General features: G+C 42.9%; 22 protein-coding genes and 2 pseudogenes. 7 read left to right on the top strand and 17 right to left on the bottom strand.

Going from position 1 to position 20561, the window contains the following annotated elements; translation table 11 throughout:
- Positions 1-164: 164 nt before the first annotated feature.
- The 6 genes from AN963_RS32495 to AN963_RS08800 all read right to left on the bottom strand — a co-directional run bounded on the left by AN963_RS32495 (position 165) and on the right by AN963_RS08800 (position 5436).
- Positions 165-368 (bottom strand): transposase, encoded by a 204-nt coding sequence (locus tag AN963_RS32495; RefSeq protein WP_083496839.1) that lies wholly within the window; start codon positions 366-368, stop codon positions 165-167.
- A 409-nt stretch (positions 369-777) separates the two neighbouring features.
- A complete protein-coding gene (locus AN963_RS08820; protein ID WP_055744114.1) occupies positions 778-1374 on the bottom strand; it encodes a DJ-1/PfpI family protein in 597 nt (198 codons plus the stop codon).
- 219 nt (positions 1375-1593) lie between these two features.
- Positions 1594-1923: a hypothetical protein gene (locus AN963_RS08815; RefSeq protein ID WP_055744113.1), complete on the bottom strand. Its 330-nt coding sequence runs from the start codon at positions 1921-1923 to the stop codon at positions 1594-1596.
- A gap of 51 nt (positions 1924-1974) precedes the next feature.
- A complete protein-coding gene (locus tag AN963_RS08810; RefSeq protein ID WP_055744112.1) occupies positions 1975-3096 on the bottom strand; it encodes a Ger(x)C family spore germination protein in 1122 nt (373 codons plus the stop codon).
- Positions 3093-4190, bottom strand: coding sequence for a GerAB/ArcD/ProY family transporter (locus tag AN963_RS08805; RefSeq protein ID WP_055744111.1), 1098 nt, complete (start codon positions 4188-4190; stop codon positions 3093-3095). The genes AN963_RS08810 and AN963_RS08805 overlap by 4 nt, the downstream gene beginning before the upstream one ends.
- A complete protein-coding gene (locus tag AN963_RS08800; RefSeq protein ID WP_236707901.1) occupies positions 4168-5436 on the bottom strand; it encodes a spore germination protein in 1269 nt (422 codons plus the stop codon). Before AN963_RS08800 ends, AN963_RS08805 begins: the two co-directional genes overlap by 23 nt.
- A gap of 497 nt (positions 5437-5933) precedes the next feature.
- On the opposite strand from AN963_RS08800, the pseudogene AN963_RS30195 reads away from it, so the two are divergent.
- Positions 5934-6197, top strand: a pseudogene (locus tag AN963_RS30195) (transposase); the annotation flags it as partial.
- A gap of 255 nt (positions 6198-6452) precedes the next feature.
- Here AN963_RS30195 and AN963_RS08795 read toward each other — a convergent pair.
- Entirely contained in the window at positions 6453-7745 is a 1293-nt protein-coding gene (locus AN963_RS08795; protein ID WP_083496837.1) for a 5'-nucleotidase C-terminal domain-containing protein, read from the bottom strand.
- A gap of 364 nt (positions 7746-8109) precedes the next feature.
- Between AN963_RS08795 and AN963_RS08790 the strand changes: the two genes are divergently transcribed.
- Genes AN963_RS08790 through AN963_RS08780 form a run of 3 tightly spaced genes read left to right on the top strand, consistent with a single transcriptional unit; the run spans position 8110 to position 11598 of the window.
- On the top strand, positions 8110-9441 hold the full coding sequence (locus AN963_RS08790; RefSeq protein WP_083496836.1) for a spore germination protein: 1332 nt from the start codon (positions 8110-8112) through the stop codon (positions 9439-9441).
- Positions 9434-10519, top strand: coding sequence for a GerAB/ArcD/ProY family transporter (locus AN963_RS08785; protein WP_055744110.1), 1086 nt, complete (start codon positions 9434-9436; stop codon positions 10517-10519). Before AN963_RS08790 ends, AN963_RS08785 begins: the two co-directional genes overlap by 8 nt.
- A complete protein-coding gene (locus AN963_RS08780; RefSeq protein WP_055744109.1) occupies positions 10516-11598 on the top strand; it encodes a Ger(x)C family spore germination protein in 1083 nt (360 codons plus the stop codon). Before AN963_RS08785 ends, AN963_RS08780 begins: the two co-directional genes overlap by 4 nt.
- A gap of 137 nt (positions 11599-11735) precedes the next feature.
- On the opposite strand, the gene AN963_RS31690 is transcribed toward AN963_RS08780, so the two are convergent.
- From AN963_RS31690 to AN963_RS08770, 3 genes are all read right to left on the bottom strand, one after another.
- Positions 11736-12674 (bottom strand): multicopper oxidase family protein, encoded by a 939-nt coding sequence (locus tag AN963_RS31690; RefSeq protein WP_201783721.1) that lies wholly within the window; start codon positions 12672-12674, stop codon positions 11736-11738.
- A 110-nt stretch (positions 12675-12784) separates the two neighbouring features.
- Entirely contained in the window at positions 12785-13489 is a 705-nt protein-coding gene (locus AN963_RS31685) for a multicopper oxidase domain-containing protein (RefSeq protein WP_201783720.1), read from the bottom strand.
- 343 nt (positions 13490-13832) lie between these two features.
- On the bottom strand, positions 13833-14720 hold the full coding sequence (locus tag AN963_RS08770; protein WP_055744108.1) for an alpha/beta fold hydrolase: 888 nt from the start codon (positions 14718-14720) through the stop codon (positions 13833-13835).
- A 66-nt stretch (positions 14721-14786) separates the two neighbouring features.
- Here AN963_RS08770 and AN963_RS31125 point away from each other — a divergent pair, with 66 nt between their 5' ends.
- On the top strand, positions 14787-14939 hold the full coding sequence (locus tag AN963_RS31125; protein ID WP_161827258.1) for a hypothetical protein: 153 nt from the start codon (positions 14787-14789) through the stop codon (positions 14937-14939).
- Positions 14940-15621: 682 nt separating this feature from the next.
- On the opposite strand, the gene AN963_RS08765 is transcribed toward AN963_RS31125, so the two are convergent.
- The 5 genes from AN963_RS08765 to AN963_RS08750 form a co-directional block, all read right to left on the bottom strand.
- Positions 15622-15984, bottom strand: a complete 363-nt coding sequence (locus tag AN963_RS08765) for a hypothetical protein (RefSeq protein ID WP_055744107.1) — start codon at positions 15982-15984, stop codon at positions 15622-15624.
- 495 nt (positions 15985-16479) lie between these two features.
- Positions 16480-16782, bottom strand: coding sequence for a hypothetical protein (locus tag AN963_RS08760; protein WP_152985618.1), 303 nt, complete (start codon positions 16780-16782; stop codon positions 16480-16482).
- A 336-nt stretch (positions 16783-17118) separates the two neighbouring features.
- The gene (locus tag AN963_RS08755) at positions 17119-17370 is read right to left on the bottom strand and encodes a spore coat protein (protein WP_055744105.1); all 252 of its coding nucleotides are present in this window, start codon (positions 17368-17370) and stop codon (positions 17119-17121) included.
- A gap of 251 nt (positions 17371-17621) precedes the next feature.
- On the bottom strand, positions 17622-17789 hold the full coding sequence (locus AN963_RS31455; protein ID WP_169791911.1) for a hypothetical protein: 168 nt from the start codon (positions 17787-17789) through the stop codon (positions 17622-17624).
- A complete protein-coding gene (locus tag AN963_RS08750; RefSeq protein WP_055744104.1) occupies positions 17782-17973 on the bottom strand; it encodes a hypothetical protein in 192 nt (63 codons plus the stop codon). Before AN963_RS08750 ends, AN963_RS31455 begins: the two co-directional genes overlap by 8 nt.
- A gap of 289 nt (positions 17974-18262) precedes the next feature.
- Between AN963_RS08750 and AN963_RS08745 the strand changes: the two genes are divergently transcribed.
- Entirely contained in the window at positions 18263-18820 is a 558-nt protein-coding gene (locus AN963_RS08745) for a C40 family peptidase (protein ID WP_083496835.1), read from the top strand.
- Positions 18821-19047: 227 nt separating this feature from the next.
- Here AN963_RS08745 and AN963_RS31680 read toward each other — a convergent pair whose 3' ends face one another.
- The gene (locus tag AN963_RS31680) at positions 19048-19206 is read right to left on the bottom strand and encodes a hypothetical protein (RefSeq protein ID WP_201783719.1); all 159 of its coding nucleotides are present in this window, start codon (positions 19204-19206) and stop codon (positions 19048-19050) included.
- Positions 19207-19301: 95 nt separating this feature from the next.
- Here AN963_RS31680 and yjcZ point away from each other — a divergent pair, with 95 nt between their 5' ends.
- Entirely contained in the window at positions 19302-19382 is an 81-nt protein-coding gene (yjcZ, locus tag AN963_RS32350) for a sporulation protein YjcZ (RefSeq protein ID WP_083496834.1), read from the top strand.
- 946 nt (positions 19383-20328) lie between these two features.
- Here yjcZ and AN963_RS30185 read toward each other — a convergent pair.
- Positions 20329-20511: pseudogene (locus tag AN963_RS30185) on the bottom strand (arsenic resistance protein); the annotation flags it as partial.
- Between the last annotated feature and the right edge of the window lie 50 nt (positions 20512-20561).

The raw sequence follows: 20561 nt of genomic DNA, 5'->3' as shown, positions 1-20561 counted from the left end.
TTTTTTCAATTATAGATTAAAATGGAAACTTATTCGGAGTGCTTTGAACAGATACAAACTTCCTTTACTATTCGAATAGATTTTGGCCAGCAAAAGCAAACAATAGGCGATCAGAGCGACAAAACCTGATTCAGGACGGCTTCTTCCCTTTTTCCGTAAAACGACTAGGTAATCCTCACATGTTGTTTGAGCCATTTAAAGAAAATTTCGATGACCCACCGACTGCGGTACATGGCGCTAATCTCTCCTGCCGACAAATCCCACCGATTTGTGATCAACACAAGGGGGGGCCTTCTGAATCCGTGGTTTCGACGATGCGAAGAAGATGGCGCATTCGCTTTTGCGTTGTCCCCATTTCCACGAAACAATCTCTTGTAATCGCACTATTTTTGCGAATAGATCGATCTCATATATACTGAATCGATGCATTCTTTTTCGCGCGGGTGACGAAGAAAATACCTTGTTGGCAATACTCATCAAACTTTGCACTGTCGTTGTAACCCCCGGTCAAATACATACGCGATGCCAGACTGATCGACCAGTTCATCGAGTTGTGTACGATCATGGGAACTTGCGGTTGTCTTGTACCGTTTCTGGATAGACATCTTCCGGCGATGCAAAAGCCCGCAGTTATCGGTAAATAAGAAGAATCCATTTTAAGAAAAGATTGATCAAAATGGATTCTATTCTAGCAGTTTTAAGTTATGTTTTTATAAAAAGTTTAATCATTTTCTAACTTCGATCTTCAACAATCGCGCCCGTTTGTTCAATAATGATTTAAATAACAATATCATATTCCATAATTTTAGCAGTTTCCCGAGCAACGTCAGAACCTAATAATCGTTTCACAATATGAAATGACATATTGATACCTGCTGAAATTCCACCTGACGTAATTATATTGCCTTCATCAACAAATTTAACTTCCCGTTGTACTTCGACATGTGGAAATTCTTTTTCTAATCTTTCAAGACTTGCCCAATGAGTCGTTGCCATTTTACCTTGAAGTAAACCAGCCTTTGCTAATAGTAAAGCACCCGTACATACAGATGTCATTAGTTGCACCGTTTTCATTTGATTTGTAATCCACTTTATTACATTGTCATTATGTATTTCTCGTTCCCTAGCACCTAGACCACCAGGGATAATTAAAATATCAAATTTAGGTATAGTATCAAAACTGTAATCTGGCTGTACCTTTAACCCATTACAAGCAATTACTATGTTCCCTTTTTCTGATACTGTTTCTACTACAAATGGCTGATGACCATTTTCTAATTCTGTGACAGAAAAAACTTCAAATGGACCTGCAAAATCTAAAACCTCTACATCATCAAATAAAAAAATTCCTACTCTCCACTGTCTTTTATTCATATGGGATTCCCCTTTTTTAATTTTATCTTTGTTTATTTTACAGCAAAATTCACAATTATCGTTAAACTAATTTTCCATACGAATCTGCCCCGTTCAAAAAGCTTCTTCAACAATCTGGCCCTTTAACGGAATAACTTATTATTACTCAACAGTTCCTTAATCGATCTTTCAATTCAGATGTTCTTTTCCTTTTCACTATAAAACAACCCTTTAGACAAATTACGCCTTAAACTTAGCAACTAAATCTTGAAAGTTCTCAGCCATACTAGACAAAGATGAGGCCGACGAGGCGATCTCTTCCACCGTCGCAAGTTGTTCCTCCGCAGCAGACGACACATTTTGTGAATCTGCAACAACAGCCTTAGACTCTTCTGAAAGTTCCTCAACGGAATGTACAACTTGTTCCGTGTTCGCGGCGATTTGCTGGCAAGCAGCTGTTATTCCTTGAATTTGATTAGAAACCTCATCAATGTTATATCTAATTTCCTCAAAAATTTTACCTACGTCATGTACGACTCGGATGCCTTCATTGACTTCCTTGACGCCCATACCCATCGACTCCACGACATGATGGGTATGATCGGTAATGGTCCCAACCAGTTAGTTAATAATCCCTTTTTTCCAAATTTCCACCTGAATGTCGGGATCAAAGTTCACTTTTTGATAATGGCTCCCCCATTCTTCCTTTTGCTTCATCCAAATATCAGGCTGGAACGCCATGAGCTGCCTGGCGATACCTAAACCGTCGCAGCGGGCATCTTGCATTTTTTTTAGCGTTTTTTTAGCTAAATCAGTCATTTCTTTAGATAGAAGTTGGTTTAAACGGGCAACCATTTTTTTATCGTCTAACTTGTCCTTGGGATATTCATCGATACTTACTTTCCACTTCAAATCCAGCTTAACCGTAATTTGATCGTCTGGTTGAATCAACACGTTCATCTTTCGTTTCGATTTATCTACATTAAAAGTCAAATAATTAAAGGCTTTTTGCTGGCCTTTTTTGTTACTTATTTTATGTGTGAATTTCGCCACTTTCCCCTTACTGGCTTGTAATAGTAAGAACATGGTTGATTCATCAGGGCTCAATATCCCTGTCAATCGTTGATCATGAAACATGGCGACACGAGAAATCTCCACTCGGTTCCCTTTCTGCATGAGGTATGGAAGAACAAAATCCTCTCCGGGATCCTTCATGACGGGGTAAATCGTTTCAAGGGTAACCCGTGGGACGGTTGTAGTCTCTTCTTTGCTCTTGATTAATTCATCAATTTCTTCTGCGATTAAGACATTCCCAATTTTTTTAAGGGAAAGCATGTCGGTCGCCTTTCCTTGCGTCACTCCGATCCTCGCATTTAATGCACTCTTGGGATCACGGTAAAAAATATCGAGGATCGGATAAATATCTTGTTTTGCCAACTCTTCTCCAATGAGAACAATCCGATTTCTGTAGGTACGAAGCAGCCTGGATATTTGATCATCTGCTCTATCGCGGGCTTGCTTTGGCGTATTGCCAACCCCGTAAATAATATCGTTTTTAGGACTCTGTTGTTCGTTCTCGGGCACGTCCCGTATGACAAAGGTGGATAACAGTTTTCCATTCGGCGCGAGATCGAACCCTCCTCCATAAAGCAAACGAGCGTCTTTTAAAAGATCTTGGTCCCAGCACCCGGTTATCAAGAGGAGAACAGCAAGAGCCGCGCTCAACATACCGATCTTTTTCATCTTACCAACGCCCTCCTTTTACTTGACAGATACGAAAAGACGAGCAGGATCAAAGGAAGAACCACCACAAACGCATAATGAGAAATCTTAATCACTCGATCGTAGAGGTCACTGATCGACGGATCTTGTGATATCAGAGCGAGAATAAAAACAATGAAAACAGCATAGAAGACCGCCTTTTTATGTTCACCACCGTGAAAGAAGTGACCCAAACCTACCGTTGCCATGTAAAGCCACGAAACAGTGGCAGTGCTAACAATAAAAATCCATAAAGATAAAAAGATTAAATCGATCCGTTGAATGATCTGGAAGGAAAATCCTTTCAGCATGTAGAGGAGAGGTTCCGAAACGGCGGGCATAACCGCTGGGCTAAAAATAACTAAACTGGTGAACACCTCAAATGTGTAAAAAATGGAAATCAACAAATTACCTAACGATGCTGCCTTTAATTTCCCACCGCTTTTCCCTTCAACAAAAGGGTAAATGACTAATATAACTTCGTAGCCGATTAAAGGAAATAATGCCTCATTCGCAGCTTTAATGATATTCCACCATCCAGCTTCCATTATCGGAAATAGATAAGTAAAATTCGCATGGGCATAACCGAACAAGGATAGTATCACCATCACAATGATGGTAAACGAGGAAATGACAAATAGTCTGGCAATTACTCTAATGTGTTCTTTAACCAAATATATACAGGTAAGAAGGGTGAGAAGTAATAATGCCCATCTTGGAGTTGTTTGGAGCACCCACTTTCCCACGACATCGGCAAACAAGCCTAAAATCATGCCCGCAGAGGTCAGGAAATAGCCAATATAAGCTAACCCAAGCAGATTCCCTATAAGCTTGCCGGTGATTTTCGGCAAGAAACTGTATATCGTATCGGAAGGAAACCGTCTGCAAAGAGCCCAAAGAATCAAAATAATTACTTGTACGACCAATCCAGCGATTAATGTAGAGATCCACCCTCCTCCCTTAGCAGTTGCCTGCATTTTATGAGGAAGAGATAAAATTCCAACCCCCACTTGAGTCTGTATTACAAAAAACATGAGCTGCCCTTGAGTAATTCTACTCTTTTCCGGGATCTTCATTTTCCCACCCCCTTGAATATCTTTCTTGTTTCAACCGTTTTGGATGCGGGTCATGGGGGCGCTGATTCAATTTCCAGATTGGAAAACGAGTAATGGTATCCTTCAAATCTTTGATTCGAAGAGGCATCACCGGCGCAAAATAGGGTGTACCAAAACACTCTAATTTACATAAATGGATTAAAAGAATCAGCAAGCCAAACATGATCCCGATCAAACCGAACATTGCGGCTAGGATCATGAGTGGGAAGCCCAGTATACGAGACACCGAACTTATTTCGTTAGACGGGGCAACAAATGACGAAATCGCGGTTAAGGCGACAACGATAACCATGGAATAAGAAACCAATCCAGCTCGCACGACCGATTCACCAATGACTAAACCGCCAACAATGCCGATGGTTTGACCTACCCGGCTAGGCAAACGAACCCCTGCTTCACGCAGCACCTCTAATGTAATCTGCATGATAAAGGCCTCTACAATCGGTGGAAATGGAACTCTGTCTATAGTGCTTTTTACGGTAAAGATCAAATTGGAAGGAAGAATTTCGGGATGAAAGCCGACAACGGCAATATAAAGAGCAGGTACTAGAAAAGAGGTGATAAAGCTAATCAAGCGAATCAATCGGACGAACGACCCGACAACCCACCTGCTTTGATAATCATCTGGGCTTTGATAAAAAGCAAAGAAAGTCACAGGCAAAATCAACGCAGACGGATCTTCGTTAGATAAGATAACAACACGGCCTTCCATGAGATGAGCTACTGCCCGATCCGGTCTTTCCGTAAATAAGATTTGCGGAAAAAGAGAAAATGGGTTGTCTTCTATCAGTTCGGCAATAAATCCAGGTGAGAAGATGGTGTCCATCGCAATGGAACCAAGTCTCGAATCTACCTCTTTAACCAGATCCGGATTGGCCAGATCCTGCATATATAGAAGGGCCAATTTTGCTTTTGCTTCCTTTCCGACCTGGTAATAGCGAGTGACCAGGTTCGGATTTTCAATACGCTTTCGTACCAGATACAGATTCGTGATGAGGTGCTCAATAAAGCCTTCATGAGCGCCGCGAACAACTGCTTCGTTCACCGGCTCCGTGATACTCCGTTTATAACTTGCCGCGACTCCGATTACAAAAGCTTCTGCTGAGCCATCAAATAACAATATTCCTTTTCCTTGAACTAAAGCCTCGGGCAACTCGCTGAGATCAGATTTCCTCTCAAACTCCATAGAAGATATGATTTCTTCCACGATTCCTTCTTTCTNTCACGCTTGTTTTTAATTTCCATTAATGTAACCAATAAAATGATCATTATCCATAAAATCCCTTCCTCTTCATATTTGACGGAACTCTCAGCTAGACAAGATCTAGTTACTTTGTGTTGGACGACAAGGTTTGAGACCAAAGCTAAATTATATTGAGGGTTTCATACATAACTGGACAAGTTATTTCGGAACTTCGTATTCCTACTTGTTGCTAAGATTATGGTTAAAGCGTTTCCTTCTCCCCTTATTTCTGATCTCCACTTCTGTCCCGCTTTTAACATTCGGACAAAACACAGCTTCCCAGTTTCAATCCCCGTTTTTCATCACGATTTGTACTGTGAATGTCACTTGGCTGATGTTTGACCGGATCACTATGTACTTCATGATTAGTTTAATCTGCTTCGTTCTACTTTTTTTATCACTGGTGATGTGGAAGACGACAATGCTATTTCGGAGGGGCTTCCCATTGTAGAGAAGTAGTGATTGAAGAATATAAGATTATCCAATCTATCCCTGGTATCGGAGAAAAAATCGCTGCAACGATTATCTCTGAAATTGGTGAGATAGAACGGTTTAATCACCCTAAAAAACTCGTTGCTTTTGCTGGAGTAGACCCCAGTGTTCATTCTTCTGGGAAGTTTACGGCAACTATTAATCGAATCACGAAAAGAGGTTCCAGCAGGCTGCGACATGCCTTATATATGGCAGTCCTATGTGGGAAGCCCCTTATTTCCATAAGGGGCTGCTCTGTTGTTTAACATTCTGTTGCTTTCCATCTTCATTCAGAGAGTTTCACGAGCATCCTGAGGAAGAGCAAACATGACTTCGAAAGTATGCCACCCAATGTCATGGCAGCCATACATTGCGCAAATGCTGCGTCCAGTACTTGTGATAAATAAAATGCGCCGAGCTGCTACATAGTCTGAACCAAATAAAGAGGACCCCAATGGCAATCCCACGGGAAATCCTCTTTACACATACACGATATTAACAAATGAAGTTTATGGCGTCGTCACTGGAACCATTACTTTTTGGATACGACCTTCCACTTTATAATCAAATTGATTCGGCAGTGATTTTACATAAGCAACCGTTGCTGTTAAATCTACTGGACCAATCTCAAGATCTGTACCAAGAGAGCCAATACCATACTTCACATTACCGTACATATAGTTGTTCACAACAACACTATATTCGTTGTTTTTGTTGATCTTGCTTCCATCCGGCAAAAAGATGTCCACCACTTTACCTGATTTAGTAGTGCTATCGTAGGTATACGTGTATTTAAAGCCGGCGATATGGAAATCAAGACCTCTGTCCGTAATTTGGTTGTTTAGTACCGTCTCTAAATCCGCGCCGCTGAGCTTCACCTTGTTGAGCACATTGCCAAACGGTTGAATCGCGAACAGATCACCGAATGTAACATTACCTGCCGGGAGATCCGTACGAACACCGCCGCCATTCATAAGCGCAAAATCTGCATCCATAGTCTTTTTCATACCATCCGCGATGAGATTTCCGAGTGCGTTATCACCTTGCTCTTCTGTGGCAGAAGGATACCCTTTTGGTAATGCTGCAGAGGAAACACCAACTACTTCAGCTTTAATCGGAGCAATCAAATCTTCGTATTTTTTCATGATCGCAGCTACATTGGAATCTGGAGTGTAATTCTTCTGATATACAGTTACGATCTCCGCTTTTTTGCTAACAATATCACCAGAGACAGGATCAAGCTCGAGATCTACATCAGAAAACGCTGAACCATACGAATAAGCTTGAACGATTAACTTATTGTCTACTTCTTTGTTCACAGAAACATGGTTGTGGGCAGCGAAAATCACGTCTACTTCGTCATCCACTCTCTCTGCGATATCTGTTGCGTCATATAAATCTGCTTTGCCTGTTTGAGTTGTAGGATTGTGAGCAAGGACCACAATGGCCTTGATACCTTGCTTCTTTAACTCTTCAGTATATTGATTAATCGCTTCTACTTCATCGGTTATTTTAAGTGTTTCATTTCCTTTTCTCACAATCATATTTGGAGTTTCTTGGGTAACGACACCTATGAACCCGATCTTTTTACCGCCAACTTCTTTTATTACATATGGTTCTGTTATAAGCTCACCTTTTTCGGTGTCAAATGCATTTGCCGCAACGATCGGGAAATTCATGCCATCATAGCCTTTTGTTCCTTTTGGATGTTCTCCGCCATGAATCATGCGTTGCAACTCAACAATACCTTCGTCGAATTCATGATTACCGAGAGTACCGACGTCAAAGCCAATTGCTTCCATCACTTCTACCGTCGGTTCATCTTGAAAGGCACAATCGAATCTTGAAAAAATTTTTGGTAACTAAGCTAAAAAGAGTTACTTCTATCCATTTAAAGGATAAAATCATTAAATTATTCAACGGGGTATTGACCGCATCGTTCATATCAGCGTAATGATCCAGTTACTTTCGTGACGTGTTCTGATAATGACTTTTGGTAAGCAATTGCCCAGTCTGTCTGAAAACTATCTTTACTATCTCTGCACATAGTTCAACGATATATGGAGCGCGCCTCCACCCAAATTGGTAGGAGATTGATCAATCAAGTTTGCACCACTCACCATCTGGAAATACTGAAAAATTATAAGTGATGGGAAGTGAACTTGCTTGGACCTATTGGAACGTTTGCAGACAAGACAAAAGCGGGATTCCGATTTGTTTTTCCATCGCATGTTTCTTTTCGATCAACCTGTCACCCTCACAGGGTACACATCACTAGTTGATTTGCCCCAGACCCTTATGTTGCTTCAACGGCAAGCTCAGAATGCCGTCGCTGCAGAAAGGCCGTTGTGTGCGCTCGAAATCGGAATCGGTGAATTTATAAACCATACTGAAGAGCAAGTAGTAATCGACGCAATGACAGAAGGACATGTGATCGTTCTACTTGAATCATCCAACTCTTGCATAAAAGTTATTCCGGTATCCCGTACTTTGTCCCGATCCATTGAAGCGCCAACGACCGAAAATGTAATGCGCGGTTCGATTAGCTCCTTCATAGAAGATCTTGATACCAATATCGGAATTCTAAAAAAGCACGTGCTTTCGGACAAACTTCGAACGCAGTCATACTGGTTTGGAAAAGATCAACGCAGACGAGCAATACTTTTATACATGGAGGGGAAAACAAACACCTCGTTCCTCACGGCAATGATACGAAGAATCGAATCCAATTTAGATAAAGATATTCCCAATTTGCTTTCGTTATCCAAACTGTTTGGATTTCCGAAATGGACGTTAATTACCCGGTTCAATACGACCGAGTTACCCGAGAATGTCGCCTCGGCACTTGGGGTGGGCAAAGTGGTTCTGTTTCTTGATCGCTTTCCATTTGCCATTGTTCTACCGACTCTAATCATGGACATGTTCGCAGAGGAGAGCGATCGGAATTTTCCTCTGTTTTTCGTGATAGTCATTCGGTTATTGCGTATCGTCGGCGTATTGGCAAACATGTTGATGCCCGGATTGTATGTCGCCCTTGTTTCGGTAAATCCCGACGTACTTCGAATTGAGCTTGCTTTATCGATTGCAAGCAGCCGTGTGGGCGTCCCTTATCCTGCCTTGATCGAAACACTACTTCTCCTCATCATCCTGGAACTGATACTTGAGGCCAGTATCCGGCTTCCGAAAACCATCGGACCTACGATAACGATGGTTGGCGGCATTATCCTTGGGCAAGCAGTGGTGCAGGCAAAGCTTGTCAGCAACATCCTCATTATTATATTGGCTGCAACTACTATCGCAAGTTTTACGGTGATCGGGTTTCACAATGCTATATCCATCCGTATTTCCAAGTATCTGTTACTGATTCTATCGGCGATATTCGGCGTGCTGGGACTCTTCGTCGGGATAGTGGTAGTCTGCGCATACCTGGCAAGTGTGAGTACTTTTGGAATTCCTTACGTGTATCAGTGGAAAGCAAGGGGCAAAACAGATGGATAAAAGTTTACAAGTGATAACCATGTATCTCCTAACACATATAGGTCTGATATTTTTCATGTATCCGACAGACATCATCGAAAGCGTTCCTGTTGGTCATTGGAGCGCGATATTGCTTGGATTTGCATGTCATGTCATAGTGATCGGCGTATATACGAAAGGATTAAGCTATGCAGCGCCTAAAAACGTAATCGATATGTTTCTGGTAATGGGCAAAGTTTTTACGGTTATTTTGTTGCTTCCCGTTACTGTTTATTTCGTGATGATACTCGTCATTACGGTCCGTGCTTATTCGGAAATTATAACGCTTATTTTCCTAGCTAACATGCAGATGTGGGCGATAATGGCCCTCCTGCTGGCTGTAGCCGTACTTATTTGTGCTCTAGGCATTGAAACGCTTTTCAGAACAGGAGTGCTTGTCGCCGTTCTATTTCTTCCCATCCTTCTATTAATCTTTTGCCTTTCCTTTCAAAATGTAGATTGGTATTATGCTTTTCCTTTGATGGACGAGCAAGCTGCATCTCTTTCGTACATAGTCAGCCGTCCTTACTTGCTCAGCATGTTTGCTTTCACGGGCGGGTTCATGTTCCTGGGTTTTATTCCCCCTTCTATTCCATACAAACGCCACAAGGTGATGTGGGCCAGCGCTGTGCTTCTCCCTTTATTTCTGATATCGACTTACATCCCACTTTTAACGTTCGGACAAAATACTGCATCCAAGTTTCAATTCCCTTTCGTTATGGCAATCGATACGGTAAATGTAACTTGGTTGATGTTTGACCGGATCACTATGTTTTTCATGATTAGTTTGATTTGCTTCGTTTTACTCTTTCTATCAATAGTTATGTGGAAGACCACCCTGCTAATTCGGAGGGGCTTCCCATTTATCCAACCAGTACATGCAAATCTCTTACTGGCTCTAGCCATATTTATTGTTTGTTTGCAAATTCCAGATTGGAAATCTGTTCAGCAGTTGCTTTGGTGGAACACCTATTTGCGCCTATATGTTATGACAGTCATTCCGCTTGTCACGCTTGTTTTGGGAATTCGTCATCATCGAAAAGGAGTAGCTTGTCCATGATTACAAAAGACCATGTCCATTATCTTTTAAAGGTACTCTTGATGGCTGGATACCTGATTGTCTCTAGCGGATGCTCGATCAATAAAGACATCAATCACCGGGCGTTGCCGATTGTAATGGGCCTGGAAAATGGAGATGGTGGTTATAAAATTTATCTTCTGATCCCGAATATGAATCAAAGCCGGACTAATGTCAGGATCGTAACCGGTACTGGAAAAACGATTAACGAAATCTTGGACCGGATCAGCAAAAATATGGAGATACAAGTTGATCTCCTACATTTAAAGGTCATCGTATTCGAGCGAGCGTTAGCGGAAAAAGGTTTGGGGGACAGCATTTCGAGCTTTATGCGAGCCCGTGATATATCTTCAAAGACAATCATGGCCATAAGTGAAGAAAGACTGGGGCCATTGTTCGATAAGTTGAAATCCTCATCCACGCAAAACGGAATGGATGTCTATAATTTTTTTGAGAAAAATGCCGGTTGGTCCCCCGATGTGGCACTAACGCGAATTTGGCAAGTTTTCCGCAGCCTTCACTCTTACACCAATGACGTAGCCATCCCCATGATCAAGCCCGGCCAAACGACGGCCATAGCAAGCACCGGCTCGGCCGTTATAAGGAATGGAAAGATGGTTGGCAAAATTACTTCAGACGAAACTTTGTTGGTCAACACGTTTATTGGATTAGGCACGCAAGGGAAAATCGAAGTAATGGACCATGCTTCCGTGCGAATCCTAGCGGAAAAAATATCCCACAGCAGCTCTGTTGTGGGGAATCAGGTTATTTTGAACAGCAACCTAAAGCTAAAGATTACCATTCTGGAAACCAAGGGTGCTGCGTCTGTAACCATGATCAAACAAGAACTTGAAGCATTACTGACTGGTCGATTTCAGCGATTGTTCCGCAAAACCCAATCTGTTAAAGCCGATATTTTAGGAGTCGGTCAGCTTTTCCGAGCAAAGATTCCCCGCGATCGCCTAGAGCATTGGAGATCAGATTATTACCCAAATATGAAAATGACCATCCAAATCAATACGATTGTTCAGAATGAAGGACTCCTCAAAACGAAGAGCTAGACAGACCAAACATGATCGGGAAACTTCAAATAAAAATACAAAAAGCCGATTATCCCCATGTCAAGGTTTAACCGGCCTTACTGTTATTAAGTTAACTAGTGTAATCCTTAAACGAAAGCAATACCTTTCAAAGATCTTCAAGGCAATATCTTCAATGGTCTCATCATTTCATTATCCTCGTGTTCAAGCATATGACAATGCCATACATATCCCGGCCCAATACTAGGGTCGAATGGAAAGGGACTGCCATCCTGAGATGCAAACCGAGCTCTTATCGTCGTAACTTCTCCAGGATACATTTTTATGGTATCCTTCCAGCCTCTCTCATTTTGGGGAGGCGCAATCGGCTGACCTTGCAAATAGGGTTCAATTGACAGTGTCTTGGGCTTACTATAATAAGGTGGAGTTCCCGGAGGTGTCGTCTGATTGAGTCTCTTCCAGTCTCGCAAATAATCGTCAGATCGGAATTTCTGGCGGCCAACGAGCAGGAACTGAATAAGATGAAGATGGATGGGATGAGTATCAGTGGTGAGGTTCGCCACTTGCCACTCTTCTGTAGAACTCGCCTGAGGTAGCTCAGAAACGGAATTTCGCCAGAATTGGCCATCTAGCGTTAGTCCCAACGAACCAGTGGGTCCCATCAGTTCGAATAAAGTCAACGTTCTCGTTTTTGTTGGCGTTAATTGCGGCATGTGGTTAAGGACAGGCGGCAATTTCTTTTGCGGTATGACGGGTGCATTAATGACAGTAAATTGCATGATTTGACCGACAGTCTGCGGGTCTGGTGTTGTTCCATCGGGGAAAGGTGCTTTAGCATTATTCGTTAATATCACTTTTGTACCAGGAGCCATCTCAGAAAAATCAATAAGAATATCGGCCCGTTCAGCCGGGGCAAGCAAAAGGGAGGATAGTTCTACCGGCTGCGGCAAATACCCACCATCGGTACCAATTTGGATAAATGTCTGCTGATTGGAAAGCTGCAAATGATAAAAGCGTGCATTCGAACCATTCAGCAAACGAAAACGATATTGTTGAGGATTGACATGAAGGTTTGGCCACACCTTTCCATTCACCATAATCGTGTTTCCAAAAAGCTCAGAAACCCAGTAGGGATGGATACTTGGGTTCTTCCCAACACGAGCATAGTAAAGAGAACCATCCTCAAGAAAAGATCGGTCCTGAATGTTTAGTAAAATCTCATTTTCTCCACTGGGAAGATACAGTCATCCAGTTCACGGAGTACATATAACCCTGTCAGTCCCGCGTAATTGTTCAAACGCGTCATGCCCATAGTGTGGTCATGATACCAGAGGGTGGTAGGCTGTTGTACATTCGGGAAGATGTAGGTATCTGTAACGAATGCTATGCCGGTCCTTCCATCTGCAGTCCACCAAGCATCAGGATTACCGTCATAATAAGATGGGTTCTCGCCTCCGTGTAAATGAGGAACAATCGGTACAGGTTGCTGTGCTTGGGGAAAACCTGGTGGAAATGACGGAGCTGGTGGGCGTGGAATTGCCATGGAATTTGGGTTTGCCCAATCGAGTGTAGGATCAACCGGGAGAAAATGGGGACCGGTAATGTTGTTTATCCATTGAACATGTAATGGAATTCCTCTGACAGCTTCAAACGTAGGGCCAGGAGCGCTCCGATAGTAAAAAGCTCTTCCTGTATGCGGGTTCTGTATCATTCCACCATAACCGAACACTTTTGTTGTGCCGAATCCAGGCGGTAAGATTTGCTGCTGAAACTCGCTCACCTCGATTTGATAAGCATGACCGATCACTTCACCAGTCATTGGCTGTCTAAGAATAGTAGGCATATATACCGGTGGGATAACAAGTTGATTAACGTATTTAGGAATCCGTTTCGGATCTAAAGGTTGTACCATACTCTCCCTCCCCTCTCCATGACCAATATGAAAGACGGCTCCAGTTTATTCCACCCTTTTTTTATATTATCGCCCCCCGTTAGTTGAAGCATATCCTTAACTTTAAGCTCCATTATTTACCGTGGTATTAAGCAAGCAATGGAAAGCCAAGTGAATCTAGCCCAACTTAAAATTGTATCCACAAATACAAATTACACAGTGGAGCAGTAAGTACTTAAGGGGCACCCTGCAAATGATGGCCTTTTTTAAACACCTCTTGTTTCCTTTTCGATCAATTCACGAATCTTGGCGAATTACGGATCGATCTTGCTCTGGCCACACAATAAAATGCTCTTACAACACGTCAGTCCCGGCCCGCCTCGTAAAACTTCTGCGCCACCATGTCCGGCCTTGTTCGAGTATCTGTAAAGTGGTCCCCGTCACCGACGATAAGGCGGAACTGGCCGAGCCGGGTGGACATATGCGGATTCCAGCCAAAGCCCTCTCCTTGTGGCAATGCATTGTCTTGGAAAAAGTATACATAACTTTTCGGTGTAGGCAACTCATAAAACTTTTTAAGATCCAGCTTCTCGAAAAGCGGTCTAGCCGGTTCCGGAGTGACGCCTGCATACATCCGTCTGGCTTCCTCCAACGTGGCTGTATTGACGAACAAATCCCGAAACAGTGGAAATGGAAGCATGATTGTATCATCATTCGAGCCTGCTCTGAGTTGCTCGAAACCCTGTCTCGTTTGGGGTGGTAACTCATCGGCAAGAGATTCGCCATCTTTCAGTACGAACGCGTCCCAGAAGACGAGGCGATTGATGCGATCCGGTACTTGTTCTGCAACCTTTTGGATGACAGTACCGCCGAAGCTGTGCCCGACGAGAACGAAGTTTCGCAGGTTCAGTTTCGTAATAAAATCAACGACAGATTTCGTGATCATCGCATGCGTGACATCTTTGTTCGGATCTTTACCGTGACCTGCGTATTCCGGCGTATAGACGGCATGCCCTTGACTGCGCAGCACCGCCGCTACGCCGTCCCAGAAGTGAGCATCTGCCCAAGAGCCATGCACAAGCACGAAGGTAAGTCGTTGCGGTGCGGGTAAACGGTATCTCTCATCCGAGTCTATGGCACCATTGCTCCAAGGCCGCCATCCTTCAGAATAAGGAGAGTTATAATAAGCGAGGGGGATAAACCTATAATTGGGATAGGGGAGTTGATGATTTGTATGGAGATAAGGAAACATGTAAAAGACATCCTCTCAAATCGACATATATGATCAGCTTATGCCCACTGCGTTTGAGAGGTTACCATGCTCGATCCATTGAAAAAAGCCGCACGAGGGAACGTTGAAGGAACTGAAATAACCATCCTGATTCCAATCTGTGAAAATAACAGTTTTGCAGAAAAGGAATTTGTTTTAACACTGACGCCAACCATCAATAGAGTGGCTTACCGTATTTGATCTTCAACTACCCTGCCCGTTCGTATACAGAAACAATGCGAATTGTAGCAGGTGTCGTCCCTCCGCCCTATATAGCAGGTATAATCATGCTGGTTATACTATTTCCTTTTGCAACCAGTATATCTCCCCTGCTCTTATCCATCATCGCAACGGTTACGCTCATTGTCGTCTCGCTTTGGGGCTCCGTCTTCACCGAACGACTTTGCCAAACAAAGTCGCTCCTGGATAACCATAGAACAGAATCGCTTTAGAACAGCAGCGCATCAATCGAGTATGCCCCCAGCGCCGACCTAGCAAACCTTGAGTTTTTGTTTGTCGGAAGCTTCCGATCGTGCTGCTGGTAGCTAATCTTTTAACTAACGTACAAGGCTGGCTGCCTTCTGTCTATTATTGCGCTATCGATACCCGTTAGCTCAATAATGCTATCAGAACAAAGCAATGGAAATCGCAGTCGTGTAACTGGCTAAGTGTTACCTTCAGATATTGGCCGTTATCTGAAGTAACTTGCTCCATCGATTTTACCTCCTTCAAGAAAAGACCCTTAGGAGTTCTCCTAAGGGAATCGTTGCTGGATTTAATTAACTGTGTCTGTGACTGTTACTGTCAGGTCTGAACCTCCATATAACACGTCGCCTTTTATGGTTATGGTTCCTTGTCCTGTACTTCTTATTAAATTACCATTTTATTCAACGAGCAGTTTATCCTCTTGTTCATCCCACATTGCGAATAATGATTGCAACTCAGCCCCTGTGTAGGCCCCAACCACTCTCACATGCCGATGTACCAGCTGCACTCCAACCATAACCGAGACAAACTCGTCTTCTGCTCGCAGTTGGGCTACAGTCTCCCTATCCCCTGTGATAAGGACGAAGCCGTTGAGATCACTGCCATGAGGTTCAAGAGCTACTACCTCAAAGCGGTCGATCTTTCCTTCCTGTTGCAATCGAATACAGTATTGCATTGCATTTTTGAGAGTGGCCTGTGCCGCCTTCTCACGCCCCGCAATGATTTCACCCCAACCAACAATCAGCGAACCTTTTGCCATATTAACCCTACCCCTTTTATGCCATTATTAGTACTAATATCCTAGGCAATAATGACTACAATGTCAATATTCAGTATTATATGATAAAAATCTGCGAGACAACTCGACAGGCGTTTAAAATAAGACTGTGAAAATATAGTTGTAGACTAAGAAAATAAAGTTCTAGACTGCCGCTGTTTTGTTTTCAATTATTCAAATATCGAACCCGTTAGTTTAATTGCCGATTGGATTGCTTTGCTTTACTCGTAGCCTTTACCAGTTATGAGCAAGGTTGCAAAATTGCGTCATTGGGGATTCTCAGGCAATGAGGCGGTATCATCTAACCAAGCCTCCTCTGCCACTAAGAACCTTTCCAATGATGGATTTTCCCATCCAATTAAGTACAACAGTCATTTGGCCAAGGACTCCGCACAGAGAAAATCTTCCTGAATGCCCTTCATAAAGAAACAAGCCGTCAGATTCCAGTCTGACGGTTTTTCTTGTGCGCATAAAGAGTTATTTTTTGGCGAGCTGTCCTGTTTTGACTAGCTTACCGTTTTGCACTTCCACGATGGCGGCTTCCAGCAGTTCGCCTTTGCCGAAGCGGGATGTGTTGTTTTCCGTGATCAGCTTGAACTCGTACCGGTGCACATACACTTTTTTTAGCCCCGGATCGTAGACGGCGTCTCCCGGCTCCGCGGTAGATTCTCCTTTGTACAGCTCGACGGTGTTGACCGGAACCGCTTTTCCGTTTGTTTGGCGGAAAAGAGTCAGGTACGCTTCAAAAGGGATGCCTTCGACCGACTTGTAGAGGTACAAAACGAGAAACTCCTGGTTGCCGGCTCCTGTCAGATTGACATAGCCTTTGGTTAAAATTTCGGTATCCGGGGAGCAGTAGTATGCGCTGCCTTTTGGATCGGATCCGTCACAGGGGAGAGGCAAGGTTTGCTTTGCCTGTTGCGCGATGGAGTCCGGTATCGAGCTTGCTCCATTTTACTGTTGGCAGCCTCTTCTTGTAGTTGCATTTAGCTAGTACAGGTTTGCAAATGGAAATTCCTCTCGGGAAAAGTATTTTTCATTTTTCAAATACCTCCGCAATGACTGCAAATCCCAGGAGCATAGAAAAAGCACCTTTATCAGGTGCTTTATGGCAAATTAACTGAATCTGCTCACATACCATGGGTGGTACCAGCCTAGCTCAATCAAATACATGCTGATTTTTTCGTGCAAATCGATTGCTTCCTCCAATTGCTTTGTCAGCGTAGCTTTTATTTCCGGGGTGCCTGTATCCGTGAGTGCCATGGCATAATTTCGCACACCACTCTTTGCTGCGATGAGCAAGTCCATGGCCACCACTTGATCCGTCATGCCACCTATACCCATCATTTTTTGAAGAATACCTGACATGTGTCTTCAAGTCTGATGGACACTGCGACATCCTCTGCCAATAGCTGTTTCAACGCTTCATCGGTAACCAGCACTTGCATGGTCTTGGATTTGGTCAAGCATACTGTCTTAAAAGCAGCAATCTCATGAACCTCCAGTTGTTCGTTCTGGATTAATTCTGAGAAAGATGATCAAACGTTTCAAATAAAAAGGAATCCCCTTCAGGGAAACCAGCAAAGAGAGATGCTGCTGTTTTCCTTGAAGGCGATTTTTCAGTTACGATGGGAAACGAATAATTCTTCTTCTCCGTTTTCTTTGTTTTTCGTACCCGCCTTGGCAGTTTGGTCCAATGCCTTTCCTTTTTCCGTGATGGAATAACCATGCAGATTGCTTCCATGATAACCCATGTCCGGTTTTTCGTTTGTAGTGCGATCAGTCATTTGCTTCACCCCTGCTTTGTCTAGTTGGTTTGGGATCTTGATGCACATACGGATTGTCGACGTCGTTAGGCTCCTTGTCCAGATTTGTGCGGATTGCGAGTATCGGGCTAGTTGGAGGCTGAGCGATTAGTCTGTCATCCAATTGTTTGAAATCAGGCAGGTCGTTTCCGCGATTGTCATACATGCGCTTCTTCTCCTTTACGAGTTAGTATGCCCACAACCTTCCTGGGATTTTCTTCAAATGGAAGGAGAAAAGAAGGCTTCACCAAGCCTTCTTTTCTCGGCTCAGCGGTAGTTAGGACGCGAAAATGAAGTCCTAGACTGCCGTGTTGTTCCTGTCAGCTCAACGATCGATACTCGTTAGTTTAAAAGACAAAGCTCATTGGATTAACCTTTCTAAATCTTGTTCGGAGTTATTCCAAGAGGAATAGTTAACCCCAAGTGGACACAGACTACACGCAGGAGGGGTTAGGATGAAAAGATCGTGCTATCCAATGATCCTTATCGGCATTTTGTTTTTGACCGGCTGTAGAAATCAAGCTATGCCCAATGTTCCAGCTCCCGAACAGGTGAAATCCTATAGGACTAGTGGCGTAGACACACCTGCGTGGAAAAAAACAGCTGATGCTATCATTGCAGAGGGAATGCAATATCTAGGAACGCCCTATGTGTACGGAACACAGAGGTTTAATGACAAAGCTTTCGATTGTTCATCCTACGTTCAATTTCTTTATGCAAAACATAGCATTAACCTGGGATATAATGCCAGAGAGCAAGCAGTAGAGGGAAAAGAAATACCCTTTATGAATTTACGCAAGGGCGATATTATGTTCTTCTCCGATGAAGATTTCCCCAACGAGGTAGGCTTGAATAAGGTTCGACATGTGGGCATTTATATGGGAGATGGAAAAATCCTACATACCTATGAACCAGGTATTGGGGTAGTCATCAGTAACATCCACAAGGACGAAAAAGAAGGAGAATATTGGTATCAACATTACCTATTTGCACGAAGGGTGATTCCAGGGTAACCATGTAAGCTGTAGGCATCTTAAAAAGCTTGGAAAGTCGGTAATCCTTAACGTAGGAGAACCGACTTTTCTTTTTTCTTCTTTTCTTATTTCTTCTGAACCAAATATCAAGCCACCGTCTGTTATTGTTGCCCGACAAACGGCTACGCCGTCGAGGAGCCAAAAAGGCTTGTGCAGGCTTCTGGGTAAAGTCCTAGACTGCCGCTTTTTTATTGAGTTAACGAACGTTAGTTTAAACGTTTCTTGCCCATTTTGTGCCAATCTAGCGCTTTTCTTTCCAGCTCTTTAACAAATGCATCTTTACCGTCCATAAAAGCTTCAATGTCCGTTAGCAAAAGCAATGTGTAAATTTGTAAAATCCAAACATAAGCATCATAAAAACCCAAATTTTTTCTTCCTGGGATGATGCCTATACATCGTTCATTAGATTGCATAACTTGTTTTGAGGTATTTCCTCAATCTCATTTCAGGGGTGATATCGATGGGATTTTTTGAAGATAATTTTGCTTTAACCTTGGTTCTGTTCGTTCTCTTAACAATCGTTGCTTGTAGCTGTGATTAATTTTTTATTATGAGTTTGCGGCTATTAAGCCGCTTTAATTAATTATTAGAACCCTTAGATCACCTTTTAGCTTACCTTCATCCCGAACTTATCGAATTTGTTCACTAGCCTGCCTGAAGTTTAACAAAGGCTACCGAATTATCGGTAGCCTCCTTTGTATTTGTTCCGTTATTGATACCCGTTAGTTCATAACCGAGTCCTGTTAATACCTCTAGATTAAACTATATTCATCAGAAGCGTCTCCGCTGCAATTGCATAATGCATGTGTCTCTACGATCGTAACAGCTCATGATTGCTTTAAGTACAATTCATTTCTCTCGGGCTTTTATCAGTTGCCAAGCTTCCCTCATTTGCATTCTCTATAGCAGTTAGAGAGAAATGAGGTGTTTGAAATGTCTCGGAAAGTAACTGACATTGTCGTGATGGAGTTTACCCGAAAAATTGTGGATGGTCGACGGGTACGTACTATTGAAGCAGTTCGTATCATCGGCACTGCGTCACCGTGTAGGGTAGTAGTCGGTAGAGGTGTAGGTCCTGTTAGTCGTTGTTTGTTGAGGAACGGATTCCGTATTGTGATCATACATCGGAATGCGATTGTCTTTACACGTAGGACCTAACGTAAGGAACTTACAACGGTATCCCCCTCTGGGGTACCGTTGTGTTTTCATTTTCCGAAATTAGCACTCGAGTAATTTTATAAGCATATATCGTTTAAATAAAGGCGTTCTAACAAGTTCCTGATGATATCATTGAACATATGATAAGATGGGAACAACCACTGTTCCATATACTCTAACCCTAGTTTAGTCCCTTCATAAAGAAGGGACTATTTCATATCGATTAGACTTTTTATACTGAAAACAATCTCCTCTACACAAGCACCTATTATAACAGTGAGCATGAACTGTAATTATGACTGCATCTTATCCTACCTAAGTGAAAACGCCAATGGCCCGATGACTGCAGCAAATGCTGCTCCTGAGTGAATTCCGGAAACCCCTACTGCCACCGCAATGGCTAACTCGAAGTTATTACTCGCTGCTGTAAAAGTAAGCGTCGACGTCATAGAATAGTGGTAGCCTGCCTTCTTGCCGATCAAGAACGAAATTAGAAACATCACGACAATGTAAGGTCCCATGTCACTAGTTGACGCTATCATAGCAGTAACAACATGGTATA

Origin of the sequence: Brevibacillus choshinensis, from assembly GCF_001420695.1 — a bacterium.
Lineage (GTDB): Bacteria > Bacillota > Bacilli > Brevibacillales > Brevibacillaceae > Brevibacillus > Brevibacillus choshinensis.
Note: the sequence above shows the minus strand (reverse complement) of the source record. Positions and strands in the feature narration are given on the sequence as shown.